The sequence below is a fragment of the Nostoc parmelioides FACHB-3921 genome (genome assembly GCF_014696625.1).
Classification (GTDB): Bacteria; Cyanobacteriota; Cyanobacteriia; order Cyanobacteriales; family Nostocaceae; genus Trichormus; species Trichormus parmelioides.
On the sequence record NZ_JACJQL010000080.1, the window covers coordinates 1 to 25,441 of the forward strand.

A 25,441-nucleotide genomic window follows, 5' to 3' on the forward strand; every position below is an offset into this window, starting at 1 on the left:
TGCAAAGGAACTTATTCACTTTAGTTTTGCGTGATTACATTGTAGAAAATCTTACCCATACTTGTGTTGCTTAGTACACATGAATGAAATTTTTTGTCAATGCGTAAGTCCTAGCTACGTACTTTATCAAGATTTTTGATAGCAGTTGCATAAAATTGATTAGCTTGCTCGATTTTACCAGATACTTGATAAAGCCGAGCTAATTCCCATTGCCATTGGTAGACGATATCCCAAGCCTGTATTGACTGAGCATATAACATTCCTTCATAATAAGAACTTTCAGCTTTTGATAATTCTTCAGTAGCACTGTAAATCTCGCCTAAAGTACCATAAGCATAAGCAATAGCTCTAAGATTATTCAAATCTTTGGCATTAGCTAACGCTTCCTGTGATAAGGATAAAGCTACAGATTGTAAATCGGGATTAATTAGTTGTTTAATTTCTAACTTAGGAGTTTGAGTAATGTTTATTAAATTCCGGGATAACTTAAGTTTGCTATAAATTGACTCAATCTTTGGTAATGTCTTAAATTGCTCTAATTCTGAGAGAATATCATTTACTATTTGCGAAATTGAATCATTGAGCGCTACATCTTGAGAAAATTGTGATGATGTATTGTCTAAAAGTAACTTTAACCAATTTAGTTTAGCTTGCACAGAAACTGTACTTTGGCTATTGCTGAGTTTCTGGTATGCTTCTTGAGCAGCAACAAATTTAGACTTGGCTAAGATGAAGGCTTTCTTCTGAGCAGTAAAGTCATCAGTAATTTGATATTTACTCTTGGCTTGATTGTAAAGTATTACTTCTGTATTAGCTAGATTCAATAATAAGTTATCTTGAATTTCTTTGTTTTTTAATTGTGCTGTTGATGTTAAACTTTGTTGTAAAATTATATAAGAAATCTCAGGCTCACCCATAACTCGAAGCACGTTAGCTAGATTATAAAATCCAATAAAATCAAGATCCTCGTTGATTTGCTTTTGAAGTTTTGACTTGAAATCAGACAATTGCGAAGAATTCATTGGCGCTGGGAACGCATTAGGACAAATTTTATCTTTTACTGCTAAAGCCTGAGTAAGAACTTGGCAAGCGTTAACATAAGAGCCTAGCGCTTGAAGTGCCAAACTCTGGTTAATTAAACTGCCGTTCATTCCCTGTTTATTGTTTAATTGTTCATAAGCTCGATAAGCTGTTTGCCATGTTTGAAATGCCGTTTCCGGTTTTCCATTATACAATTGTGAAAAACCTTGCTGTGTGAGTGACTGTGCTATTTCTAAACTAGGTTTAGATGCTAGTATTACTTCATGATTAATCACTACTATTAGCATAAATAGTAAACTTAGAAATAAGTACTTAATTCTTTTAAAATAGCTGATAATTGAGCGAAAAATAAACGCCATTTTCTTGCCATGTATTTGAGTTAGAGTTAGTTTCATTAAAGGGAATGCCCCAATCAATACGCGCATCAAAGCGATCGCTGCGATATTGGAGAGCTAGACCAACAGAGGTTAAACTTCCCGAAGGACTCAAAGTATCAGAACTATTGTTCCAACTTGTGCCAAAGTCAATGAAGGGTATGACCTGTAATTCCTGTGTAGTTCTTTTCCAGGCGGGAATGCGTAGTTCTGTAGATAAGAGAAATCCATTATCAGAGATAAAAGTATCCTGCCTGTAAGCTCTGACAGTACTGATGCCTCCAAGACTGATTTGCTCGAAAGCAGGTAAAGGTCTATCCGCTAATTGCAGACGTGAGCGGACAGCGACAGAGGTATTGCTATTGCCCAAACGTTTCAGCCACAAAGCTTCACCAACCCAACTAAAAAATTGCCCATCAGGAGGGTTAGCATTGATGGTAGAGTCCATTGCATTTAACCCTAAACTCAAGGTTGAACGAGCAAACAAAGCTTCTGTCGCACTACGATTTGACCAGTCTTGAAAAAATCTGAGTGCAAAAATCCTGGTGCGTCCTGACGCATCTGCACCTGCTGATATCGGAAAAGGAGTATCTTGTAAGGATGACTCGCTCTCTAAACGCGAAGCTGTCAAACCCAATGCCAATTCTTGAGCCGAATTAGCCGAAGCCTGTCGTATTAAAGGTTGGCGAAAACTAATTTCATAGGCCCGTGCATCGGCCACAATATCCAGAGAATTAAGCGGTTGCTCAATAATATTATTAGTAATGTTGGCGTAGAGGAAGCGAATAGTGCCATTGTTTGAGTTGACAGGTACAGAATAAGCAAGAGCGAGTGCATTACTGCCATCTGTATTTATATAACCGACACTTAGTCCGTCTCCTAATCCCAGTAGGTTATTGTGCGAGATATCAATGCGGCGCTGAAAAGTTCCGATGACTGGAGAGCGGTAGTTGTCTAGACCAAGATTGACATTAAATTCTTGTCGGGGTTGCACATTAATATCTAAAATAGCTTGGCTGGGTTTGCTTCCCTGTTTTAATGAAGCAGTAATTTTTTCAATTAATGGGTCTTGTTGAAGTAGCTGTAATGCTGATAATAAGTGTTGATTGTTGAGAATTGGTTGTGGAATACGGGCGCGAATATAGTTGTGTAGTCTGTTTGCACCCACAATATTGATTTTTTCTATCTGTCCTTCAACAATGGAGACAGTAACTATAGCATTATCAACTTTGAGAGATTGATTCTGGACAACACCGATATATGCACCAGAGTTAATATATCCTTGCTTTACGTAATAGTCAGTGATGTTATCGCTAATTTTTGATAAATCAGTAAAAGTAATTTCCTGACCAACAAAATCTGATAATACTTTTTCTAACTCCTGACTATTAAAAATAGTGTTCCCTTGAAAACGAAAACCTTTAACTTTGATTTTGGTGAAATTGTTCGGTTGAATTGTCCTTTGAAGAACCGAAGGACTAGAGGATGCCGGCGGTGTTAGTGGGGACGGTGTTGGAGTTAATGGAGAAGGGAGTTGGGGGATTTGTTGTATGGTTAGGGGATTTTCTCTTTGAATCCCACTTGGCTCAAATTGTGCCTGTGTCAAGGAAAAATGGCTGGCCGTTAAAGATGCTAGTAAATGTAAACTCACTCTCTTATTTAGCCCCCTACATCTGGTACTCTCTTAATGCAAGATGATCTCGATGGTGAAGTGTAAGCACTTATTTCGTCAGTAGGGTCTGGGGTAATCACGAAGCTAACAGTGCCATCACCGTTGTTATGCCACCCTTGGGCTACCACTATATTTTCCGTGTTATTAGTTTGAGTAGATTGGGGTAATTGTTGAGGGGAAATGGGTGCAGAGAGATCTGTCCAGCCCAATGCAGTAGTAAATAAATCATCGAGACTAACAGGGAGTCCTCCTCTACCAGAGATAGTTAGTTTAGTTGGTAAGTTAGGAGGCTCTGGTGAGCAAGTGTTGAAGGATTGTGGAGACTGAAACACGCTATTTCTAATGCCAGAGTTGACCACATCTATTTGAGTGGTGTTAACCTGTACTGAGCCGTTAACTCCCCTTTCGGATGTAGCTCTTATTTGGCTATCTGGTGAGGCAAATAAACCTGGAGAATTAATTTTGATGTTCCCACCGCTACCCTCAAAGGCATTAGCTGTGATTTGGCTGTTACTTTGCAGTATTAATGCACCTGTTTCAATAGCAATATTGCCACCATTGCCTGTACTACCGTTTGTGCCTGCGGTTGCAGATATAAAGCCGTCACTGAGTTGAACATTTTCTGCTTTCAAATTGATGTTACCGCCTTCTCCAGACGTGGTTGTGGCATTAATATTTCCCGCTTCAAGTTTTAATATATTGGTAGTGATACTAATATTGCCAGCATTACCTGTTCCAGCATTACCTACACTAACGAATGCTCCTTGGCTAATATTAAAATTTTTAGTATTAATTATTACGTCACCACTAGAGCCAGAAGGAATTGCTGGTAAGTTAAAAATCCTTCTAACAGCCTCGTTCACTGTATTAGCTGAAGAACTGACGAAGCTAAATTGAGAATTTGTTCCTCCGGCTACTTCTACTGATTCTCTAGCATTAATATTAACACTCCCAGCATCTCCAGAGGCTAGAGAGGCTGAATTAACAATTCCACCGTCTCTTATTTTTAGAGTTGAAGTATTTATATTGACAACACCAGCATTTCCAGAGTTAAAAGTTGCAGAGCCTATGTTACTTTGTGCAAAGCGTTCTACTTTGATGCCATTAATTTCAATAGAATTAGCATTTACAGTTACAATGTTTCCGTTACCAGAACTAAAAGTTGAGGATGCGATCGCTCCACCATCGCTGATATATAGCTTGTCAGTAGAAACCTGGACAATACCAGCATTTCCTCTAGAAACAGTTACAGAACCCAAAGTGTTAATGATATCTCCTCTGCGAAAAGGATTAGCAAATCTATTAGGGAGTAAATCTAAAGAATTAGAGGTATCAATAATGACGCTACCTCCGGAACCATCACTGTATGTAGTTGAGTTAATTCTGGCTCCATCTTGAAGTGATAGTTTTTGTGTAGAAATTCTAATATCGCCAGCTTTTCCGCTATTTAGACTTTCTGCTAGTAAACTACTCGAAATATTCCCATCTAGAGAAGTTTTTTCAATGACTAAAGAAGCAGAAGCATTTATATTAATATTTCCCGATGGACTGTCTCCTAAATTCTGAATCAGGATGATTGAGCCATCTTGTAAAGTAATATTAGCGCCATGTAATTGAACAAAGCCACCAGGATTACCACTTGCATTAATTAAAGCTTGTTTAGAAATATCAATGTCATTAAATTTGGATACTCCCCCATATTTGAAAGACCAATTTACAGAATTAGAAATTAGGCTAACTGAACCTGAGTTTATACTGCCTAACTCAATATTGCCTCCCTGAGATATTAAATTCACTCCTTCCAAAACAATTTTGTTACCTAGTAAAGCTAATGTTTGTTGTTGACTTATAGATAAACTTGGTGAATTATCGTTGGGAATAGTTGGGATAAAAACTGCATTTGGCTCCTTTAACCCCTCTCCTGTTCCTTGAACAGTAATACTTCCAGAATTGCCATTAAACCGCAAACCGATAGGAATATCTACAGTTAACAACGTTTGTTGCGGGTTTACAGCACTGAACTCAGAACCATTAGCGAATTCTAGAGAGTCAGCCGTAGTTGCAAATAAAGAACCACCAATGTCCAAACGTGCATTAGTCCCAAAGACAATACCACTGGGATTGATTAAAAATAAGTTGGCTGTACCATTAGCACTGATTAAACCATCAATGTTAGAGACAGAACCACCAGTAATTCGAGTAATAATGTTCTGAATATCTGACGCATTGTTGAAATGAACAGTGCTGCCAGTGAGAACAGAAAAATCTTTTAAACTGTGAAATAAATTATTACCTAACTGAGTACCTCCTTCAATATTTATAGCACTGCCATTAATCTTAATAGTTGTGTTATTGGGTAAAGTTGCATCGGGAATAACTTGTGCGTTAGACGGGGAAGTGGTCATAAGCGAACAAAAAAATCCTATAACTATAGGACTACTAATATTAAATTTCATAAGAAGGTAAGACGCTACTATGGCTAACAGCGCGGCAAGAAGAAATCGAGTGCAGTAATTTACTTTTTGAAAGTAATAACTAAAAATTTTACATAATATTAATGATTTAGCAAGTAGCTATTTTAATTTTTTTTCTAAAGCTAAAAAAATAAACGTAAACAGAAAATTATATTTGTTAGCTATAAATTAAGCTGCATACTGCATCTATCTTTAGACACATATATGCAAATAAAAAGGTTGCCGCCATAATAAGCAAAGATGTTGCTATATGTATATAAGTTTATAAAGGTTTAATCAAAGGTAGTCTTCAATTAAAAGCACTGTTAAATGTTTTTGTATATAGAAAACAGATAGTTACAATAAGTTTCATCTAATGATGAGATCGCTTTAGGTTGTAGAGTTTAAAGTTTAAAAAGTAAATTAACTAGTAATTTTTATAGAGTGTAAATATATAGCAAAATGATATTCTCTTTAACAGCTTTTGCTTTGAGAAGTATGAAATAAGATTCTTACAACTCTGCTCAAGACAAAGTAAACTAGCTGAAAGTGTATTGAGGCAAGCGTATCGTATGCCGCCAAACTAACTGATGAGCAAAGTTCAAAAGACAAAAAGTGCAAGAGTAAGTTAGACAATATGTCTAACTGGTGGAGACTGCAATACTTCTTACAATAAGAGGAGATAAGCGATCGCAGACATCTTATTTCTATGCGATCGCCTGATATTTAATAAAATCAATCACAGAAGCCATCGACCCGCAGATCGCGCCAGATGTCAGAGACTTGCCAGCCGGAGTTGCCTACAGACTGCACTAGAGGAGAATCGTGGACGGGAAAATGAGGAGGAAGATACTCTGGCGTTGGGGCATTTAAATCTAGTTGTGGCTGTGGTGGTTGCTGCTCAATGAGAGGCTCATCATTAGGGATAGTGTCAACTATTGACTCTGGCTCTTGCACTGGCTGTGAATGGGCAGATTTCTTGAGACTGCGTAATTCGGTTTTTTTGATAGGTTTCATATTTGTAAAGGTAGAAAGTCTGGACTGAAAAATGAATTTAGCTTTGAGATAGGAGCAAAATAATGGCTGATCTACATTATGAGATTGAAAGAAAAGTTAATAAATGATTAGTGATAGTTGTATTCAGCACAAAAGCTGATTCATAGAAATAAACAGCCATGAAAAACCCCGGTCACAGTAGGTGAGGCGGGGATAAGTAAGACCATATCTTATACATAGTACATAAATAATCTATACTTAGACACAACGGACTTAATATTACTACCATAGATATAAGTGAATTAGTCAGTAATCTACTGAAATGTTTAACTTTAATCAACTGCTCCATCAAAAATTTCTTCTTCATCCGAAATATCTGACCACTCCTCGTCCCATGTCTGCTCATTGTAGACCTTGGTGGCTTGAGCCGTTTTCAGACGATGAGCAATCGAAACGCAATGTCTAGGTTGCCAGCCGATGTTCGGGTGTTTACCTTGCAGATATCTTACAGCATCCTGACAATCATTAATTACTGGAATGTCTAAGTTTAGATGCTTTCGTAACCCAACGCCTAAACGAATTGCCTCAATTTCATGGTTGTGAAAATAGTATTCTTCATCATCAGGAGTAGAAATTAGTAGAACTCGTACCCAGGCGTGAGTATCATAGACAGCTTTAGCTACAACTACATTGATTTGTTTGGGCTTGTAATTATCCAAAAACTTATCTACAGCAGCTTCATCTTCTAAATCGATATCTACACCCTGCAAAGATAGTAAATCAGAGATATCATCAAACTCTTCAATGAAGGATTCACGCCAGTCGGTAATAGTTTGGGGTCTGAAAAACTTAAAAGCATCATCAAATGATATTTTTTCCCAGCCTGCATCTGTTGTTATCTGCTGACCAGTTTTAGGGATAAACAGATTCTCGTGTGCTAACCACGGGGGGACATTCTTTTGCTTTTTCTTATGTTTACCCATAGTCAGAAGAAATGCAAATATATAAGAATCAAATGAAAAACCCCAACCTAAAAAAAGGATGGGGATATATGAAAACGTTTCTACTATGATGATACAAGTAAATAGCTGTTCAAGCACCTTCAGTCTGGAGGTGGGAGCATGAACCAACCTCCCAGCAAGCGCAAAAGACTCACCCCCACAACTTCCGATAAACCAAAGCCGTCCCTAAAGCCAGCACAAGAGCCGGAAAAGCCAAGCGCAGTCACGGTAGATGTAGAGGCGGTCGAAGTGCCAGAGATGACCGAGGAGGAACAGCGCGATCGCCTGAACTTGGAGCGAAAAGTGGAGAGCGCCTTTGTGGAAGCGGGGAAGGCATTGAAAGAGTTGCGCGATCGCCGGCTGTACCGTTCAACGCACAAAACATTTGAGGAATATTGCAAAGACAGGTTTGGATTTGAGCGCCGTCATCCTTATAGATTAATAGAAGCAGCAACAGTTGTAGACAATCTGCAAAAAATGTGTCCAAATTGGACACAAAATAAAAAGAGAAAAGCCAAGGGAACAGACGACCAGCTAGAGCAGCCGCAAATCTTACCGACTAGTGAAGGACAAGTACGCCCATTGACAAAGCTGGAACCATCACAGCAACAGGAAGCATGGATGAAAGCAGTAGAGCAAGTAGGTGGTAAGGTTCCTTCTGGTCGGGTGGTCAAGGACGTTGTAGACAGAATACGCGATCGCACCGCACTCCCTAATCCCTACCGAGTAGGTGAAATCTGTGTTCTGCATCCTAAAGACAACCCAGACTTGAGGGGCAAAAGTGGCTACTGGGGTGTAGTAACTCATGTAGGTGGGTATAGTTGCACAGTTAAGTGCTGGGATGGCGACTATACAGCCAAAGTTGAACACCTGAAATCCTTGGAATTGCTGGAGGAGGATTGTCGATTTATGCAACAGCTATGTGAAAGACTGCGGCGATTGCATGAGGTGGCCGGACGTGATGAAGCGGTGGATTGGCTATTACAGGGATTGGGAAAGCAAGCCAAACCGTATTTGTCGGCGTTACAAGCGAAGCTGTTAGCGGCCGTGGAGCGAGAGTATGGGATTGAGTGGAAGCAGAGGAAGTAATTGTTACTTCATGGGATGATGAATTATTTGAGTGGGTAGTATCTGCATTTTTTAAAAGAATAGCGTCAACGAGTATATTCAGCATCACCTGATGATTCTTGTACTATATGACGGTGAACGTAACTGATCACTTTCTTCATCTGCGAGAGTTCATCTTGGGTATAGTCATTATTTTAGTGTAAAAATTGAATGATATGTGCAGAAAGATTGTCTGTTGAGACAGGTATAAGACTGTAAGAGTTCAAAACCTTTACATCCTTATACCTTTGTCTAAACCTTTAATTTTTCTTTTTCAAAGGTAAGCCCGATATTTCAAAAGGGTTTGCTCCCTTAAATGGTTATCTGATGATCATACGTGCATTTTGCGGTTGAATCGGGCGATTGTTGGTTCCATTGACGGCAAGTGAAAATTTTTCCACCTGCTGTTGAGAAACTGTTAATGGTTCTTTCATCACCATCCATTTGACACCTTCTGAACATGGTGGTGTTGTCAAAGAGCCGTTAAAACGGTAATACTCCGGTGTTTGGGGCAGAAAACTGTGAATATCTTTCACCTCTGCTTTCAGGGCATTATTTTCACCTGCCTTCATCGGCAGATTTGACCAAATCTTGGCTAATTGGTCATTAGCTTTCCCCTCTTCAAACATGACAGCTACAACAGCTAGGTTGCCATTAGCATCGGCATGAACAAAGTGTGCTTCAAGAGGAAAACTTTTACCGGCAATGTGGTTTTCACTGGGTGTATGAAAGTGGTACTGTTTAAGTGCATAAGTGACTCCATCCACCACAATGTTGCTGCCGGGTTCGACATTCACCTGTATGGTCTTGCCATTATTGATGATTTCCGACGGAGATGTTTTGTAATTAAATCTAATTGATGGCAGATTTGCATCTAAAGAAGTAGTGATATTGATAGGTGACTGGTTTTTGCCGATGTTGCACATTTGATAATTAGGAGAGAGAGATCCCCAATTTTCAGGGCTGTTGTGGCCTGTATAACCCCATTGTGTAGGTTGGTTGTCAGCAGTCGCTACGTTGTTAGTAATTACTGTACTACTGACGAGCAACAAAGCGGCTGAAAATACTGTAAATATCTTGTTTAAACTCCTCATTCTGCTCTCTTGAATTTATGAGATGTGTAATATTTAAAAGTTTACTGCCAAACACAGCCTTACTTAATTGTTTGATATTAATCTACCTAAAGTAATAGGTGATAACGAGAAATGTTGTAAGTAAATCTATACAGCGATTGAATTTATATTATTCACTTTGATAGATGTTTTAAAGTAGTAGAGTAAGTGAAATTTTAGTCTGAAAATTGTCGGTTAAAAGTTTGTAGAACAGACATGACAAAAATTCCCGAAAGGTGTTTATGGCTGCTGTATGTCCATTTGCCGAATTAAGGCATTCTCGATAGTATAAACGTGATGAACTATTTGCTCGTGAATCAAGTTCCCATCCAAATCATGCACAACTTGATGAACTTTAACCGCGATTAATCCATCCTCAATAGGTTGAAATTCCAAAGGTTCGACATGAGGATCAATTAAGCTCCATTGACGAGTCCAGTAATCACGCACCGCCTCACAACCACTAACATAACCACCTTCCATGCCGTTTGCCCACTGAACATGAGTGTGCATCAGTACGAGAACAGAATCAATATCACGAGCGTTGAAGGCAGCATAGGCTTTTGCGAGTAACTCCTGCTGTAATTGGATTGGGGCTGGCTTTTCCACTAGTCTTTCTCCATTGTTTTGATAGACTCATCTTTGCCCCTTTTAGCATCATGTTCAGGAAATCAGCCCATGTCCGAAATCAAAGTTGATGAAGTCCTGTGCATCAACAGCAGTATCCTAATCGTCTACTACACCCCTGGACAGTGCTGGCAGTTCCGCATCATCAGTCGTTCAGGTGGCATCTTTGGAGAACAGAAAATTTACTATAGTGCGGCGGCGGCGTTGCGGACAGGATTGGAGTGGATGAGGGATGAATGGTAACTTTACATGAGTAATAAAACATAACTGACGTAGTGTTACTGAGGTTAAAGTGTATAGTATAAAACGTTATTACTTGTGTTTCCCCCTATGGCGTTGACTTTTAAGTAACAAAGGAGCGCTAGCTAAAGCAAATGCCAACATCACAGATGTAGTCTTGTTTTCAGTCACAGTGATTGTTTGGACTTGCAAAATAGTAATTGGGAAGAGATAATTAGTATCAAAAATAGAATAAACTTGAAAACTGCCTACAACTGGACTAAAAGGAATATCACCCGTGAAAGCTCCTCTCACAAAAGAAGCTTCGTAGAGGGCCGGATCACTACTAAGTTGAGGGGTTAAATTTGCACCTTGAAATTGTAGGAAAAGTTGAATACGTTCGTAGCCACTAGCATAACAAAGGTATTGAGGTTCTCCTGTTTGGGAATCGATAATATCAATGCCACCAGAACAAGTCTCAGAATTAACATTGATAGTTCCACTACCAGATTGAAAGCTAGCTCCACCAGAAAAGCTTAAAAGTTTAAAGAAATCATTGTCAGGGTCAAAATTAGAAAAAACTTCGCCAGTACGAGTATCCAAGCGAAAACTGCCAGCATCTGTATTAAATTGTAATAAGGCAGCGTAAGATGGTGCTATAGCGGCAATGCTGACAAACGCTGCACCTATGGAAGGCATTGTTAAATTGAGCAATTTGAGCATATGACGAATGACGGTATAACTATATGCACAGATGAAGATAAGACGAAAGTTGTGCAATCTGCTATCTAGCTGAAGTAGGAATTAGGTCAAATTGCTCCCATGCGATCGCTCTTGGTGTACTAGCGACCCCTACCGAGTAGGTGAAATCTGCACACTTCAACCCAAGGATAACCCCGACTTGCGGGGCAAAAGTGGTTACTGGGGTGTGGTTACTCATGTTGGTGAATATAGTTGCACAATCAAATGCCGGGACGGCGACTATACAGCAAAAGTAGAACACCTGAAATTATTGGAATTACTGGAGGAGGATTGCCGATTTATGCAGCAGTTATGCGACGGTACAGAAAAACTGGTTCGTCCTGCCGTGTAACTTTTTTAATCACTTGTTTTAAGCTGGGGTCTGGGCTGTCGCTGTCATACCAAATAATATGTGACTTTCCCAAGTAACTAGCATTCAGGAAACTTGCAAACAGCCATTCCATCAATGATTGAATCTGCTGTTGGTCAACGCCGCTACTCTGTTGTCCATAACTATCAATAGTTGGTTGTGCTGGTTTGGGTTTGAGGAAGGAAAGAATCTTCATACAAAAACTTTTATTAATTTTAGTCCTCAAAAGTCGAGCTTAATTTGCATAAAACATCTGCACAAGTTTAATCAAGTCACTTTTTGCAGGTTCACCTTTATTCAACCATTCTATTAAATCAGAAGGGTATAACCAAAAACTTTCAATAAAATCATTCTGATTGTAGTCTGGTTCATAATCTAATCTAATTTCATAAACTTTCATAAAAGCAGAAACTTGATATTTATATGGTGTTAAATAACCCAATAACTGCGTATTAACCATGTTTAAATCTAGGTTTAATTCTTCTTCGAGTTCACGTTGCAGAGCATCTTCGTAAGTTTCTCCACTTTCCACATGACCACCCATGCTGACATCAAGACAAAGGGGAAAAATTCGTTTTTGGGCAGAACGGCGAGGTATCCAAAGTTTTCCAAGTGAATTAACTACAAAAGAATTGACAACTCTAAAATTGCACAACCCTTGACTATATATTTCCGAGCGTCTCTTTTGTCCGATAACGCAATCGCTTTCATCTACAATGTCAAGTATCTCTAAATCTTGCATCATACAGATAGAATTAACACTTATTAAATAATATACAGGTCATAGAGGGCTGGGGGTGTTCCTTCTTTGTTCGCTCTTTTCCTCTGGTGCGGACGCTACGCGAACGCTTGATTTGGGCGATCGCTAAACGGCTTTTATCGCTGCTCTCAAAAATTGGTAGAGTGCTTAAGATTACTCAACATCTGTGCCACTTTACCAATGAATAATGACGTGTAATTTTTATTATCAGTGCTGCACTACTGGTTATGTATCTGGTGTTCTCGGCACTAACTGAGATGGGGACAAAGCTACCTTGGAAGAAGTAGGGAATGGGAGAGTGCGATCGCTTGTGCATTTTCCTCTAAGAAAAAGTTGAAATTACACCCCCATCTTTAAAGGTTCTGGCAATTTGGCAATCACAAGATGGGATAATCTATTTCCTGGTGTTCCCTTAATGGGCAAAACATAGTGTTGGGTGATAATGCAAAAACTCCTTTTTCATGACAGAACTAGCTTTAGAGCGCAAGCCCTATTCCTTGGTAAGAAGATTAACCTACAAAGATTGGAGAATTACGTTTGCTTGGCGACTATGCCATTAATGGTTACAGTAGGTGAATATGGCTGTGCAATGCTGCTAGGCTATGGTGCAGTTGTTCTGTTTAACCTTGAGCCTGCGGAAAAGGTAGGCTTTTTAACCCAACTATCCTCTCAAGTTAGTGATTCTTTCACTGAGCCGGAAACAGAAGAGGTAGAAGTTCATCTCAATGTTGCCGAAAGTGAGCGAGTTAAGGAAGGAAAAATTTTCCTACATGAATTTAGTGTGGAACGTTTGCAGATAGTGGCTGATATTCTTGCTAAAAGTGTTGTTCTTTCTCATTATGAAACGAGTCTAGCAACTGTATTTGATCAAATTGAACCGTTTGCAGCTAGTCTCCAAAGTCACAACAGAAGTAAACGCAAGAGTCGGGAATTATTGCGTCAACTAGGGACTACGTTGTTAGTTCAACATAAGATAGTGGGTCGAGTCGAGATTATCGATAAGCCGGAGTTGCTGTGGGAGTCCCCACAGTTAGAAAACTTATATTTGCGTTTGGAGGATGAATACGAAATCCGTGAGCGTCACAATGCTTTGGAACGAAAACTAGAGCTAATTTCCCAAACCGCACAAACCGTGTTGGAGTTTATGCAGCATAGCAGTAGCCAACGAGTAGAGTGGTATGTGGTGATTCTGATTGTGGTGGAGATTCTGCTGTCGCTGTACGACATCATTTTTAAAAGCTAACGCTTAGTGCTGCCTCCTGTACATTATTCAATTACCGTCACCAGATAGAGTTAGAAAAGGAAAATTAATGATAGTTTGAAATGATGGAAAGTTCATCTCAACCGCCGAAGTGAATAACTCAGTATTAATTGCCCTGACCCTCACAGCGTCTATAGCCCTATCGCCAGTCAGCATTGGTGGTACTGCCCAAGGTTCAACCCAAGCCATCAAAATGTCTTCATTTAACCTCAGTTCCCAACAATGGCAAAACCGCGTGCTACTAGTCTTTGCACCGTCTGTTGATAACCATATCTATCAGCAACAGATGGAGTTATTTAACCAGCACCAAAACGGTTTTACAGAAAGGGATTTAGTTCTGGTTCAGGTTTTAGCAACAGATAAAAGCTATGCCAACGGACAGTTAATAGATGAATCTTCTGTAGCCAATTTGCGAAATCGCTTTGGAGTTGACAAAGATAATTTTCGCATCATTTTGGTAGGCAAAGATGGTGGTGTTAAGCGCAGTGACACTACACCAGTTCCAGCGACAGCAATTTTTGAGCAAATTGACGCTATGCCCATGCGTCAGCAAGAAATGCGCTCTTCGAGTTAGAAAGTAGCTATAAAATACAAGAGAGGAAGCAGCAATCGCCTAGCTTGGGTGCTTTTGAAGAGATAATGCTTGCAATGTTGATATATTTTACGGAGAATTTTGACTTGTGATGAGAGATTTTCGTTTCATCCTAGCTGTTGCAAGCCTAACGGTATTTAATACTGTTGCTGTTGTACCAAACTTTAATGTCCTGCCAGTCCAGGCACAAGGTAGTAAATGTCTTAGTTTAGAAGAAGCTCTTGTACCTGTTAAACATCCTATACGCACCAGCTTAAATAAAAAGTTTCGCGCTGAAGGAAAGTCTGGAGAGATAAACAACGTTGTCAGAATCGGTAATTATGGGGCTGCTTATTGGTGGAATACTGACGGGGCTACTTTTGTGGCAATAAAACTTAAGGGTGACAGCTTAGATAAAGCGGTAACTGTTGGTTCTAACTTGGTTAATGTTCTGAAGTCATGGGGGGCTTCTCCTAACACTGCTAAATGCGTCCAGCAAGTTCTTGAAGAGTCAGGAATTTAAAGCTTATCAGGAAGAACTAAACTGATGTTATGAAAATCCCAGAGTGCGATCGCTGCCTCCTTTACTCTCACAATCCTCACATCATCTGTGCCGTACATCCAGATGGGGTAGACGGTGATAGCTGCCTCGACTTCAGAGAAGACCCCAACGCCCAAGTAGAGGAACTATGGCAACCAGAAGGGGCAACCTATTACAATGGCGAGTTGATTTTACAGCCCCGGCAACGCTGGACACCAGAGCAACAGCTAGAACTGCTAGATACCCATCCTTTATTTACTGGTAAGTGTCCCCAATGCGGCTGTGAGTTTGACCGAGATTACACGGCGCGGGTGCATTGGGACTGCCCTGAGTGCAGCTGGATGGATGATAGCGTGTAGAGCAATGGCAATTTCTAACTACTGTTGTGCCTTGGGAGTTGCAGTAGGTGGATGTTTAATCTCTCCCTCGCTGTAACCTAAATCATACATACTTGCTGCTTGAGCATCTTGTTCTGGTGGCGTTTTGGGTTTTCCCGCCCAAGCATCAGATTTTCCTAAGTTAAACCAATCTTCATCACTCATCTCAGAACTGAGCGTGTTCTTTGTTGTGTTGTTCATCGATGCACTTAAACTTGACTAACTTGTTTTTTGTAAAGTTCATCAGATACTTCTTGAAGTTCTGGTTCAACCACTGTCAAGTGTTTCTCTAAAATTGCTAAATTGCGAATATTAGATTTGTAGAAAGCGTCAAACAAATCTCCTACTAAAGGCACAGCCCCAACGACTGTTTCTAAACCCACATTAAAAATCATTTTGGATAAATCTTGGCGTGATATACCAAAGCGGGTAGCTAAAAATATAATGTAAGCTGAAAACGCTGTACTGATTAAATCACCACCACCTGGAATTAAACCAATAATTGGGTCTATTCCAATACGAAAACTTGTTAAAGGAATGCGTATTGATGTATCCATCAAACGACTGAGTTGACGGATGCGATTTAGAGTAGCGAGGCGTTTAGCAGCGTCCATAATTTCCGATATTTACACCACTTTTAAATTGCACTATTTTAAATTATTTGTCTTGTACCGTTAGAAATAATTAAGTCTAAATAAAAATTCTGGTGTCTGACCAAAATGCAGATAAAGAAGCAATACACTTTATACTTGATTGAATAACTCTCTTATGGTTTATGATCAAAACCAACTCAGAAATTTTAGAACAGCTAAAACAGGCATCCGATGGCTTGTTATTTATGAGTGAGTCTGAATACCCATTTGAGGTTTTTTTGTGGGAAGGATCTGCACCTCCTGTTACACATGAAATAGTTTTGCAGCAAACAGGTCACGGACAAGATGCGCCTTTTAAAGTGGTAGACATTGACAGCTTTTTTAGCAGAGCCACTACTCCCCAAGACTGGTATGAGGATGAAGAAAATGCTGTAGTTGCTAAATTTCAAAAACTGCTAGAGGTAATAAAATCGAACTTAAAAAACCCGCAGGTGTATCGACTGGGTGAGGTAGAACTTGATGTTTATGTTATTGGTGAAACTCCAGCAGGAAATTTAGCTGGTATTTCTACTAAAGTTGTGGAAACTTGACCTATTTACTAATTATCAACTTTACTCTCAATACTTGTTTGAATATTGGGGGAAACATTAGACAAAAAATCATAACCCGTCAAACTTTCTAATTCATCAACACTGACTTTATAAGCCCTCCAGTCATTATTTAATTCTGGGTCGTTGGGAATATTTACTGCGATAACGCGAGTATTAGCAGTAATACCTTCAAGCCCTGAGCCTGGGCTATCTAGTACGACAACAATCTTCCAAGTGGATTTGGGAACTGTCACCTTACCTTTGAGGGGTTTGCCAAGACTACCATTAGGCCCGGCAACAATGTAAAGCTCTTTACCCTGACTGACTAATTCTCGACAATAATCTTCTAAATTTCCCCACGTATTTCTATTGTTATCGGGTGTTTGGGGCATCATGTTTGTCATCAGGAAAGTAGCCGCATTATTTTCTGTTGTCTTGGTGCGGTCTGCTGAAGGTGCAATATGCCCCCGGTCATAACCACTCCCAGAGTACATAGAAGGAGTCACTCGCACCCAACCCGCAGGCAATGTTTTGTCTGGGCGGAAGTTATCTTGACGCTCTGCGTTCCCTAGCCATGAGGAGTTAAGCTGCCAAGCTACCCAGTTAGCAGTTCCCTTGCTGTTGTTGTAGGAGAGTGCATATTGATTTTTGACCATCAGGTAATTATCAGGTGTAAGCTTTGTTGGCGTTGCACCACTGGGATTTCCCAGCAGTAAATGCACGCTGATTGATGGGGAAAGTTCAGTTAATGGTGGCACTTGGGATTGGACAGGCGAACACCCGACAATCAACGCCACCAACGCCGCTACACCCAATTTTCCACAAATTCCCATAAATTGACGCACCTTTAGAGATTTATTTCACTTCAACACTTGTGATTGTATTTCCTGACTTTCACTCAGCTAGGCTTCAAATTTTCAAGTCTCCTGCCCGATCAACCCTAATTTTTCCTCTAAAAAAATTAGGGTTGCTGACGATCAGCTACGCTCTTGCGTTACGCCATCGCTCTTTCGGTGTAGCGTAGGTCATCGCTTACTTTTCCTCTCTGCGAGAGGCGGGAGCGAACGCTTGAATTTGGCGGAAGGGCTAAACCAAACTCAATTGCTTCCCGTATTCCTGCTCCAAACACTCCCCCTTGAGTCTAAAGAAACACACACACCACCTATCACCCACCACCCGTTCAATACCATGCGGCTGCTTGTTGTCAAAAGCAATGCAATCGCCCTCCTGCGTTCATCTCAGTGTGCCATATAGTAAGAAATAGTAAGAAAAATTGCTACTTTAGAGTAAAAATAATGTATTACTATGTCTAAAGTAGAAAAAATCAGTGTTGCCCTGACCCCAGAAATGGTAGTTTTGGTTCGTGATGCTGTTGAGTCAGGAGAATATGCTAGTAGCAGTGAGGTAATTCGTGAGGCACTGCGCGAATGGAGGCAAAAACGGTTACTTCAATTGCAAAATATTGAGGAACTGCGCCGTCTTTGGCATGAAGGAATGGAAAGTGGTACTGGACGCTTTACAGATATAGAAGCCATCAAGCAAGAAGCACGCTCTCGCTTAGGTCAAACAATTCAAAAGGATACTGAACTCAAGTGGGACGTTTAATTCGCACAGCTAAAGCAGAAGAAGACTTAATTGAAATATGGATGTACATTGCAGTTGAGAACCCAGAAGCTGCTGATAGATTACTTGACCTTTCCGGGTAATTTTCTCTCTTTTTCTGGCTTTTATGACATCGAAGATGGTATTTTTTCTAACGAAACTAAACCATTGTCCTCAAAATCTATGCCTAGATGATATCCATTCATCATTCCAGTTCCCAATAAAGGCTTATTAGCAGAAGCCAAAACGAAAACTACTTTTTCTACATTGTCCCAAACAATCGTTGCCAAATGTATAGATGATAAAACTTGGCTACCATCAGCTAATATTGCAGGTATAGTACTATGTAAGGGAAGGTTCATTGCACTGACAGCTTGTGGTGGTAAGGTAATGTAGCCATTAAATCCAGTATCAATGACAAAATCTAGTGAAAAATCTGGTTGTCCAGGTAAACGAAAAATTACTGGAACTGTTGCCCTACCAGCAATTAACCGTCCGTTAATCATTCGGCTATACGCTCAATAGTTCCACCAAAACCAAATGCAGCGTTATAACCTATTCGCATCATAAATAATCTAGCATTTGGGTTTTTCTGCTTTAACTTAAATCCTGCTTCTATACCAATTTCATCAATTCCATACTCCCCAGTCTCAGCATCAATCACAATCATCTTGCCAATATTATCGCCATGCTCAACCTCTTGGCGAATACCATTTTCATAAAATTGATTAGCTCTTTGGGCAACTTCTTCTACAGTCCAAAAGATAGCCTGCATAATCAAACCTGCTTTATGCTTTTGAATTATTATAGCTAAACCAAACTCAACTGCTCAACCCGCTCACCCTCCAAACACTCAGCCTTGAGCCTGAAGAAACACACACACCACCGATCACCCACCACCCGATCAATCCCATGCGGCTGCTTGTTGTCAAAAGCAATACAATCGCCCTCCTCTAGCCAGTAAGACTCCATCCGCCGAGTATCCTGACAACTGGAGATGGAGAAACGCGCCCGGCCCATAACGTTAATCTGTGCTGCCCCCGAAGCATAAGCTGGTGAATCCCGATGTACTTTGATTTGTGTCCCGGCTGGGTAAAAAAGTATAAGTGCTTGGTGAAAATCAGGCAGCAGCTTCTCGCCCAAAGCCTCAATTACCTCAGCACCAGCATAACGCCCCGGCTCAACCACCTTAACCTCAGCCTTCTTACCCGACTTGGCACTGGCGAGACTAACGAACCTCCGCAGATGTAACTCCAGACGACCATCCGCGTATTGCGAGACTGAGGGAAACATCTGCGACTTGACGGATTTGCACCAGTCTTGAATCTGTTTCAACTCAGCATCCTCCAGCTTGCCCAGACGAGTAATCAGTTCGCTTGATTCGGGTTGTGCGGCAACAGGCTGTGGAACTGCAACATCAGCCGTCGCGTTCTTTCCATCAGCAGCAACCATAGGAGTAGCTAACGACGGAACCAGTCGAGGACGATAAAACTCATGCCGCAGTCCCGAAAGCACCCCAAGCACCCCCAACTCTGACCAATCGCCCAAATCTTCACCATGCAGAGATACCCGATAGTAGCCACAAGTTAGGCGATCGCATACAACAGGAAAACCGGAAGCATGGCATTTGTCTATCAAGCTTAAAACCTTTGGCGCATAAGTGAGATTCATCTTTCCACCTTGGATAATTCTCAGTTGTGTCCGAGAAGTTCCAATTTCACCACCCCAAAGCTCAGGCAAGTATTTTTGTACTACTACTTCTCCAACCTGATATCGATGGCAGAAATCCCCAGTTTTTTCAAAGCAGCATAGTGTTATGTCTTGTGGGTTGTTCTTTTGCTTACTCACCCACAAGTCAATCAAAGTCAGCCGAGAATCCAAAATCTCTCGGAACTGTCGCTTATATTCCTGTTCTGCTGCGGCATCTTTAGGGCTAGACTTCCACCAGTGCAACAGTTCAGGAGTCGGGGCGAACAGTGGTAAGTGCTTGCCTGTCCACCCCTTGGGCGGATAAAGCGAAATTGAAACAGCCTCACCCTTGATTTCGCCCTTATAAAATGAGGTAAAAATCATACTACCTCCGATAAATCATGAGGAGTAACCCAGGACAGCCGATTGATGAACTTACCCTGCTGTGTAGACTTCGGGAAGATACAAACGCCTTCATCAGTGGGAAGTTTGAGCGCCGGAGATTTCCACTCAACTTGATAAAGCCAAGCATGATTAATGAGAGACATCCCCAAAATCATGCGAATCTTCGGGCCATCATTAGCGAATCGAAAGTTGACTAATTGCCCCAAGCGGAACTGGGGTTTTGAGATGACTAGGGGTTGAAGCTGCCCGGAGGCGATGATTTCACTGTCGGGGACAGATATAATTCCTTTTTGAGAGGCAATAGAATAACTCCAGCCGTCATCGCTCCACTCAATCCCACAGCAGTAACCGGTGACTTTCTCTGAGGGCAAGTAGACTTTTTCAAGTAAGCTGAGGGCGATCACTGGAACTTGTTGACCCCAAGGTGGTGAGATATACCAGCACGTTTCCAAAGAGTTGATAGGATTAGTCATAAAACTGCTCCTGATAACTGTTTTTCTATGTGTGCAAATAATTGACTAGCGAAACTGGGTGGGACAGAATAGCCAAGGATTGAGCCTGCTGTACCAACTTCGGGCGGGAACTCGTACCAGGCCGGAAATCCTTGTAAAATTGCTGCTGCCTCAATAGACAGAGATTTAACTGCACCATCAGGCAACCAGATGTCTGCGAATTTATTTCTGTTGCAGTTTTTGTGGTCGGTGAAGTGCGATCGCAGTATTGTATTAGCTGGCTCCTTCCCCGCCTTGCACTTGGGTAATTTACGCCCTCCAACTCGCTCAATCAAAAGCGGTGTTGGTTCATTAGTGGCGAGAAATTGTTCTACGGCTTGCTGCTGTTTGGGTAATAGTTGGGAGTCGTTCATCGTGGGGATGAGGTGAGCGATCTCCGTCTCCCATCCAACTTGACCCCTGGTAGGTGGTAGTGTCAGCGCTACATCCTGACAGGCCACAAGAACTAAACGTTTCCGTGCCTGGGGCAATGCGTAATTAGCCATATTCACCACGCTGTAGTTAACTCTATAACCCAGCAATTCCAGCGCGTTCAGGATAATGGCGAAACTGTGACTATCTTGATAACGTGGGACATTTTCGAGAGTGAAGACCCGTGGTCGCAACTGTTGAATAGCTTGTGCTACTGCTTGGGCTGCGGTTAGGTCATCAGGAGATTCCAGCGCAATACCCGCTTTGGCAGTGTGGGCTTGGCTAAAGTTAGAACAGACTGGAGAAGCATGGAGATAGTCGGGCCTTTGTGGAAACCCGATGAATCCTTGGGCTACTTGTTGTACTGTGCGTTGGATGACCGTACAGCCGTACTCGCTGAAGTTGCGGTGGTGGGTTAGGGCGATCGCCTGACTGAGCTTTGGTTTAGTCGGGTCATGTTCCACCGCGACGATTGGGCGGATACCGGCTTGCAGCATACCCGCTTCAATACCGCCGCCACCAGCGAAGAGAACTACGGCGATGGGTGCGTTAGCTTTTAAGATGGGTTTAGAAGAAGGTGGCTTTGCTTTGGCTTTTTTGATGAAAGCGACGATTTCAGTTCTGGGCGCTCCCTGACGTTGCAATTGCTGAATCATGGGAATTGCACCGCAGGGAATAGAACCAATAGAACGACCTTTCCAAGCTCCGTTGTGTTTCTCCTTCCAGTTATACCCCCAGCGCCAATGATGGGGGTTATTGGGGTCGCGTTCATCTATGACTCGTGGGTAAAAAGCTGTTGAGCCATTATGTAGCTTTTTGGTTTCTAAGTACGGATAGAGGCATCCAACTGAATCGTTTTCTGAGTCTTGCAGCCCTTTATCTAAGAATTTTTCGGGTATCGCTAGTGACATCATAAGCATTACCGTATTTGTGTGGCATAAAGCAAGCACGGAAGAAGTTAAGCGACAACTCCCTGAAGCAATTCATCAGGCACATCAAAAAGTCCCAATTGTCCGATGTATGGGATAGGCGTAATTTCGCGTGGGTTTGCCAGATGCCAATGAAACTGCTGTGGCATTCCCCAGCTAGAAGCAGTTTCTGAAAACTGACAACCAACAACTCTAACGACACCGATGATTTGACCGCGACTGAGCAGGTTTAATTCTGGGACTGCTACACCCAGGCTTTGACAAAATTCTTGGGCTTGCAGATATTCTTTTTTGGTGCATTTTAATCCCGCGTGGATGAGAATATCGCCCCGGTAATGAATCGGCCAAACTCGGTTTTCAATATTTTTGTTGGCGTAGATTATAGCCCATGCCCAAGGTTGGCGAACTGTGAGTGCTTTCATAAGTCAAAACTCCAACAGTTGTATATATGCGTCGAGGGCAGCAATAGCTGGATGTGGATGAGGTTGTGACCGTAGCCCATTGCATATAGTAGCGTAGGCGTAGCCCGCCGTAGGCATCGCTCCAGAGTCAACAAAAGCAAACCCGATGTTTTCACGTCGAATAGCGCAATGGTGCATGACAGTTAGCAGCACAAAATTGAGTTGCACCAGCACTATGCTTTGGTCGTTAGCCAAGCGCCATGCAATGTTGTCAGATGTAACCAAACGCCACGCATTATCTGAGTTACGCTTTTCTACGCTTGGTAGAATCCGAACTTTGAACTTGTGGTTGTGGTCTGCGGTTACACATTCGTCAGGCGCAAGAGTAGACCATTTGGAAAGTAATTGTTGGTAAGTTGCACTCATAGTATTAATCTTCTAACGATGAAATAGAATGTTCGTGTTGTTGTTCTGTTAACCATTGACGAGCGATCGCTTTAACATCAACAGTGGGGAGTGGAGCTTGATAACCACTGATGTCGTCAAAGATGATTTGAGGCGAATGCCAGGAAGATTTGTTCTTCATGGCAAATTGAAACCTAGCTAAAAATTGTTTTTTAGTTTCTTCATCCATTGCCAAAAAGAAGTTCAGTCGTTGCTCATCAATCTCCCAACCGTACCGAGCAAAAGTATTCTTGTAGACTTGCACCCGTGGGATTTCTACTCCGATTGAACGCAAATGAAGATTTTCGAGTACACGACGGATTGAGGGTGATTTTGTCTCCAAGTTGATCGCCTCTGAAGAAATTTCTTCTTCCAGAATTTGAAAATGAGGCTGTCCGATACGTGCAGGGGGTAAAAGCTTCATTTGGCTATGAGATTGGCAATAGACAGTTATGAACTCCTTGTTGAGTTTGTTCAACTGCCATTCATCAGCCCAAGCGACTGCATCTACTCCACCGATAACAGCCAAAGCAGTGTGAGCTTGGTCTTTAAGCTGTTGGAGAATTTCTTGTCGCCATTGTTCGTTAGCGGTTTTGGCAGCAGCAATGATTATCTGCCACTGAGCGATCGCAGCGACTTCTTTTGTGGCAGTAGCAAACTCAACAAGTTTTTTGGCACTGGGGAAGAAGTCAAGCCCGATGATGGCCTCTTTGACAGCGAGTGTAAATTCTTCGTCGCTGAGGTGTTCATTGAGGTACTCTGACCAGATAGCGATCGCGCTCTTGCATAGTTCCCGGTTGAAGTGGGTTTGTAATAAGGCAATACCTTTGTCAAATTTCTCTTGAGTAATCATATTTTTTAGGGGTGTAGGGGTGTAAGGGTGTAGGGGTGTAGGGGTCAAAAAATTCCACTTCCCACCTGTCTCAAAGTTCAAATTTGGTATTAGCCGCTTGGCGTATACGGTCTAACTCTTGTTGATGATTGACCGCAGCTGCGACATTGACTGGAGTTTTGGTTTGACGCTGCTGTTGCCACTCCGTCACCCAACCTACCAACTTCTGCCAACACCGAGGGTCACGTTCGCATTTGTTGATCACGCTAAAACCCAGTGAGATAGTTGGTTGTTGCCCTCGCTTGCAGTTCTCTCCCGCGACGTAAACCGCAAACTCGACGGAGACATCATTACCGCCTGTGAGGATGAATCCGCTTTTACGGTAAGTTTTGACATACTGCCCAATTTCCTGCTTTGCCCAGTCCCGCAATTCCCACTGCTTAAGCGGTATGCCATCAGCATCAAGTTGTTGATAACGCTGGAGTGTAAGAATTTCACGATTCTCTGGCTCAGTCACGTTTTGGGTTGAGGCAGGAGTTATATTCACTTGTTCGAGATTATCGAACGACCCCGCCACGATTGAACCAAATGCAGGATCTGAGTTTTGTTGCAAAGATTCGGGTTGATTTGGCAACAAAGAGTGAATTTGTGGGGCTAGTTGATCTGGGTTCTCAAGTTGAAAGTCTAGGGCTGGTTGAGCTAGTTCCTCAACTTGAGGGATTGGGGTGGGTTGGTCTAGTTTTTCAACTTGAGTGGCTGGGGTTGGTTGATCCAGTTTTTCAACTTGAAGGGCTGAGGTTGGTTGATCCAGTTTTTCAACTTGAGGGGCTGAGGTTGGTTGATCTAGTTTTTCAGCTTGAGGGGCTGGGGTGGGTTGATCCAGTTTTTCAGCTTGAGAGTTTGGAAACAGAGGACAAATCTTATCACTGGATGAAAAGTTGGGTGTGGGGGTAGGGGGATCTTCTCTTAATTGGGATTGTTTAATTGGGATTTCTTTAATGGGAAATACTTCGTCTACCAAATCAGGCACCACACCCCTACCAAATTCGGTACCACCACCGCTACCAGATTTGGTACCACTACCCCTGCCTGATTTGGTAGGGGTGTCATGATTGGTAGTACCAGATTTGGTAGGGGTAAGTTTTTGTTCTACCAAGTCTTGTTCAGCTTTATGGGAAGTAAATTGTTGTCTAATTGACTTGAGTTGCTGAGAATAAACCCATTCGGAAGAATGAGTGATTTGATAAATAGTTGTTTTACCTTGACGCTGTTGGGCGATCTGGATTAACCCAGCAGCAATAAGAACCCGCAAGGCTTTTCTGACAGTCTTTTCGTTCATCAAGCAGATTCGAGCCATATTAGGAATAGATTCAAAACAGCCTTCTTTACCAGCACGTCGAACAATGTGGGAATATAAGCGGTATTCCATCGGGTCAAGACCGTACTCGTCGAGTAAAGAAGAAACTGCTATGACGAAATTATTGCGATGCGTTTCATCGGTTTTTTGGTAATCGCGTTGTTGAATAGTATTCATCTTTTTACCTCCGTAAGATTAGAGTTATTTACATCGACAATGAAAATTAGCTTGGAATTAATGACAGTAAGGTAAGGCTTTTTTTATGACTAATAGAACACCTAAAACTGAATACGATTCGCCCTGGAAGCAGATGTTGCAACTGTATTTTCAGGACTTCATGCTGTTTTTCTTTCCCCAAGCCACAACAATTCAAAATTCAAAATTCAAAATTCAAAATTATTTAGGATTGTTCTGTTTGGTTTTGACAATTATTGCAGCGACTATTTTGATAAG

31 protein-coding genes and 2 pseudogenes are annotated in these 25,441 nt (G+C 41.6%); 10 read left to right on the top strand and 23 right to left on the bottom strand.

All coding sequences use genetic code 11. The features are described 5' to 3' along the window. Positions 1-110: 110 nt before the first annotated feature. The 5 genes from H6G14_RS28645 to H6G14_RS28665 all read right to left on the bottom strand — a co-directional run bounded on the left by H6G14_RS28645 (position 111) and on the right by H6G14_RS28665 (position 7,519). Positions 111-1,316 (bottom strand): hypothetical protein, encoded by a 1,206-nt coding sequence (locus tag H6G14_RS28645; protein WP_206757617.1) that lies wholly within the window; start codon positions 1,314-1,316, stop codon positions 111-113. 46 nt (positions 1,317-1,362) lie between these two features. Beyond that, positions 1,363-3,066, bottom strand: a complete 1,704-nt coding sequence (locus H6G14_RS28650) for a ShlB/FhaC/HecB family hemolysin secretion/activation protein (RefSeq protein ID WP_190571832.1) — start codon at positions 3,064-3,066, stop codon at positions 1,363-1,365. Positions 3,067-3,074: 8 nt separating this feature from the next. Beyond that, positions 3,075-5,492: a two-partner secretion domain-containing protein gene (locus H6G14_RS28655; RefSeq protein WP_190571834.1), complete on the bottom strand. Its 2,418-nt coding sequence runs from the start codon at positions 5,490-5,492 to the stop codon at positions 3,075-3,077. Between the two features lie 783 nt (positions 5,493-6,275). Then, positions 6,276-6,557, bottom strand: a complete 282-nt coding sequence (locus tag H6G14_RS28660; RefSeq protein ID WP_190571835.1) for a hypothetical protein — start codon at positions 6,555-6,557, stop codon at positions 6,276-6,278. 311 nt (positions 6,558-6,868) lie between these two features. Continuing rightward, positions 6,869-7,519, bottom strand: coding sequence for a hypothetical protein (locus H6G14_RS28665; RefSeq protein ID WP_242053945.1), 651 nt, complete (start codon positions 7,517-7,519; stop codon positions 6,869-6,871). 138 nt (positions 7,520-7,657) lie between these two features. On the opposite strand from H6G14_RS28665, the gene H6G14_RS28670 reads away from it, so the two are divergent. After that, positions 7,658-8,626, top strand: a complete 969-nt coding sequence (locus H6G14_RS28670; RefSeq protein WP_190571837.1) for a hypothetical protein — start codon at positions 7,658-7,660, stop codon at positions 8,624-8,626. 65 nt (positions 8,627-8,691) lie between these two features. Here the strand turns inward: H6G14_RS28670 and H6G14_RS28675 are convergent. From H6G14_RS28675 to H6G14_RS28685, 3 genes and pseudogenes are all read right to left on the bottom strand, one after another. Then, positions 8,692-8,784 (bottom strand): annotated as a pseudogene (locus H6G14_RS28675) (DUF3140 domain-containing protein); the annotation flags it as partial. 180 nt (positions 8,785-8,964) lie between these two features. Further along, the gene (locus H6G14_RS28680) at positions 8,965-9,738 is read right to left on the bottom strand and encodes a carbonic anhydrase (protein ID WP_190571838.1); all 774 of its coding nucleotides are present in this window, start codon (positions 9,736-9,738) and stop codon (positions 8,965-8,967) included. Positions 9,739-9,996: 258 nt separating this feature from the next. Further along, positions 9,997-10,365: a nuclear transport factor 2 family protein gene (locus tag H6G14_RS28685; RefSeq protein ID WP_338421228.1), complete on the bottom strand. Its 369-nt coding sequence runs from the start codon at positions 10,363-10,365 to the stop codon at positions 9,997-9,999. A 69-nt stretch (positions 10,366-10,434) separates the two neighbouring features. Here H6G14_RS28685 and H6G14_RS28690 point away from each other — a divergent pair, with 69 nt between their 5' ends. Beyond that, positions 10,435-10,626, top strand: a complete 192-nt coding sequence (locus H6G14_RS28690) for a hypothetical protein (RefSeq protein WP_190571839.1) — start codon at positions 10,435-10,437, stop codon at positions 10,624-10,626. Between the two features lie 69 nt (positions 10,627-10,695). Here H6G14_RS28690 and H6G14_RS28695 read toward each other — a convergent pair whose 3' ends face one another. Continuing rightward, the gene (locus H6G14_RS28695) at positions 10,696-11,301 is read right to left on the bottom strand and encodes a hypothetical protein (protein WP_242053947.1); all 606 of its coding nucleotides are present in this window, start codon (positions 11,299-11,301) and stop codon (positions 10,696-10,698) included. Positions 11,302-11,416: 115 nt separating this feature from the next. Between H6G14_RS28695 and H6G14_RS28700 the strand changes: the two genes are divergently transcribed. Further along, the gene (locus H6G14_RS28700) at positions 11,417-11,695 is read left to right on the top strand and encodes a hypothetical protein (RefSeq protein ID WP_190571840.1); all 279 of its coding nucleotides are present in this window, start codon (positions 11,417-11,419) and stop codon (positions 11,693-11,695) included. Here H6G14_RS28700 and H6G14_RS28705 read toward each other — a convergent pair. Together H6G14_RS28705 and H6G14_RS28710 are read right to left on the bottom strand one after the other, a co-directional pair. Beyond that, a complete protein-coding gene (locus tag H6G14_RS28705) occupies positions 11,643-11,909 on the bottom strand; it encodes a hypothetical protein (RefSeq protein ID WP_190571841.1) in 267 nt (88 codons plus the stop codon). The two genes, H6G14_RS28700 and H6G14_RS28705, sit on opposite strands and share 53 nt — an antisense overlap. Before the next feature lie 39 nt (positions 11,910-11,948). Next, on the bottom strand, positions 11,949-12,458 hold the full coding sequence (locus tag H6G14_RS28710) for an NUDIX hydrolase (protein WP_190571843.1): 510 nt from the start codon (positions 12,456-12,458) through the stop codon (positions 11,949-11,951). A 457-nt stretch (positions 12,459-12,915) separates the two neighbouring features. On the opposite strand from H6G14_RS28710, the gene H6G14_RS28715 reads away from it, so the two are divergent. The 4 genes from H6G14_RS28715 to H6G14_RS28730 all read left to right on the top strand — a co-directional run bounded on the left by H6G14_RS28715 (position 12,916) and on the right by H6G14_RS28730 (position 15,205). After that, positions 12,916-13,716, top strand: a complete 801-nt coding sequence (locus H6G14_RS28715) for an RMD1 family protein (RefSeq protein WP_190571845.1) — start codon at positions 12,916-12,918, stop codon at positions 13,714-13,716. Between the two features lie 109 nt (positions 13,717-13,825). Continuing rightward, positions 13,826-14,308, top strand: a complete 483-nt coding sequence (locus H6G14_RS28720; protein WP_190571847.1) for a DUF4174 domain-containing protein — start codon at positions 13,826-13,828, stop codon at positions 14,306-14,308. A 109-nt stretch (positions 14,309-14,417) separates the two neighbouring features. Beyond that, complete coding sequence (locus tag H6G14_RS28725; protein WP_190571870.1) at positions 14,418-14,828, top strand: hypothetical protein; 411 nt, start codon at positions 14,418-14,420, stop codon at positions 14,826-14,828. A gap of 29 nt (positions 14,829-14,857) precedes the next feature. Next, positions 14,858-15,205: a hypothetical protein gene (locus tag H6G14_RS28730; protein WP_011316627.1), complete on the top strand. Its 348-nt coding sequence runs from the start codon at positions 14,858-14,860 to the stop codon at positions 15,203-15,205. A gap of 18 nt (positions 15,206-15,223) precedes the next feature. On the opposite strand, the gene H6G14_RS28735 is transcribed toward H6G14_RS28730, so the two are convergent. Further along, positions 15,224-15,424 carry a hypothetical protein gene (locus H6G14_RS28735; protein WP_011316626.1) on the bottom strand — a complete coding sequence of 67 codons (201 nt, stop codon included), beginning with the start codon at positions 15,422-15,424 and terminating at the stop codon, positions 15,224-15,226. Between the two features lie 8 nt (positions 15,425-15,432). Continuing rightward, on the bottom strand, positions 15,433-15,837 hold the full coding sequence (locus H6G14_RS28740) for a DUF4112 domain-containing protein (RefSeq protein WP_011316625.1): 405 nt from the start codon (positions 15,835-15,837) through the stop codon (positions 15,433-15,435). 161 nt (positions 15,838-15,998) lie between these two features. On the opposite strand from H6G14_RS28740, the gene H6G14_RS28745 reads away from it, so the two are divergent. Continuing rightward, positions 15,999-16,406: a nuclease A inhibitor family protein gene (locus H6G14_RS28745; protein ID WP_190571849.1), complete on the top strand. Its 408-nt coding sequence runs from the start codon at positions 15,999-16,001 to the stop codon at positions 16,404-16,406. 8 nt (positions 16,407-16,414) lie between these two features. Here H6G14_RS28745 and H6G14_RS28750 read toward each other — a convergent pair whose 3' ends face one another. Next, a complete protein-coding gene (locus H6G14_RS28750) occupies positions 16,415-17,239 on the bottom strand; it encodes a DNA/RNA non-specific endonuclease (protein ID WP_190571872.1) in 825 nt (274 codons plus the stop codon). A 472-nt stretch (positions 17,240-17,711) separates the two neighbouring features. Between H6G14_RS28750 and H6G14_RS28755 the strand changes: the two genes are divergently transcribed. Next, the gene (locus H6G14_RS28755; protein WP_011316623.1) at positions 17,712-18,011 is read left to right on the top strand and encodes a type II toxin-antitoxin system ParD family antitoxin; all 300 of its coding nucleotides are present in this window, start codon (positions 17,712-17,714) and stop codon (positions 18,009-18,011) included. 122 nt (positions 18,012-18,133) lie between these two features. Here H6G14_RS28755 and H6G14_RS28765 read toward each other — a convergent pair whose 3' ends face one another. From H6G14_RS28765 to H6G14_RS28805, 9 genes are read right to left on the bottom strand one after another with little or no spacing between them, the layout of a single operon-like run. Continuing rightward, entirely contained in the window at positions 18,134-18,514 is a 381-nt protein-coding gene (locus H6G14_RS28765) for a clan AA aspartic protease (protein ID WP_010999913.1), read from the bottom strand. After that, positions 18,511-18,783, bottom strand: coding sequence for a hypothetical protein (locus H6G14_RS28770; protein WP_011316622.1), 273 nt, complete (start codon positions 18,781-18,783; stop codon positions 18,511-18,513). Before H6G14_RS28770 ends, H6G14_RS28765 begins: the two co-directional genes overlap by 4 nt. Positions 18,784-18,818: 35 nt before the next feature. Beyond that, the gene (locus tag H6G14_RS28775; RefSeq protein ID WP_190571851.1) at positions 18,819-20,081 is read right to left on the bottom strand and encodes a DUF488 family protein, N3 subclade; all 1,263 of its coding nucleotides are present in this window, start codon (positions 20,079-20,081) and stop codon (positions 18,819-18,821) included. Next, positions 20,078-20,575, bottom strand: coding sequence for a DUF1392 family protein (locus H6G14_RS28780; RefSeq protein ID WP_190571853.1), 498 nt, complete (start codon positions 20,573-20,575; stop codon positions 20,078-20,080). The genes H6G14_RS28775 and H6G14_RS28780 overlap by 4 nt, the downstream gene beginning before the upstream one ends. After that, positions 20,572-21,939, bottom strand: a complete 1,368-nt coding sequence (locus H6G14_RS28785) for a DNA cytosine methyltransferase (protein ID WP_242053958.1) — start codon at positions 21,937-21,939, stop codon at positions 20,572-20,574. Before H6G14_RS28785 ends, H6G14_RS28780 begins: the two co-directional genes overlap by 4 nt. Positions 21,940-21,983: 44 nt before the next feature. Further along, positions 21,984-22,376, bottom strand: a complete 393-nt coding sequence (locus H6G14_RS28790) for an ASCH domain-containing protein (protein ID WP_190571855.1) — start codon at positions 22,374-22,376, stop codon at positions 21,984-21,986. Between the two features lie 3 nt (positions 22,377-22,379). Then, entirely contained in the window at positions 22,380-22,781 is a 402-nt protein-coding gene (locus H6G14_RS28795) for a hypothetical protein (protein WP_190571857.1), read from the bottom strand. A 4-nt stretch (positions 22,782-22,785) separates the two neighbouring features. Beyond that, positions 22,786-23,700, bottom strand: a complete 915-nt coding sequence (locus H6G14_RS28800) for a hypothetical protein (RefSeq protein ID WP_206757618.1) — start codon at positions 23,698-23,700, stop codon at positions 22,786-22,788. Between the two features lie 22 nt (positions 23,701-23,722). After that, on the bottom strand, positions 23,723-25,165 hold the full coding sequence (locus H6G14_RS28805) for a helix-turn-helix domain-containing protein (protein ID WP_190571862.1): 1,443 nt from the start codon (positions 25,163-25,165) through the stop codon (positions 23,723-23,725). A gap of 85 nt (positions 25,166-25,250) precedes the next feature. On the opposite strand from H6G14_RS28805, the pseudogene H6G14_RS28810 reads away from it, so the two are divergent. Beyond that, positions 25,251-25,441, top strand: a pseudogene (locus H6G14_RS28810) (hypothetical protein); the annotation flags it as partial.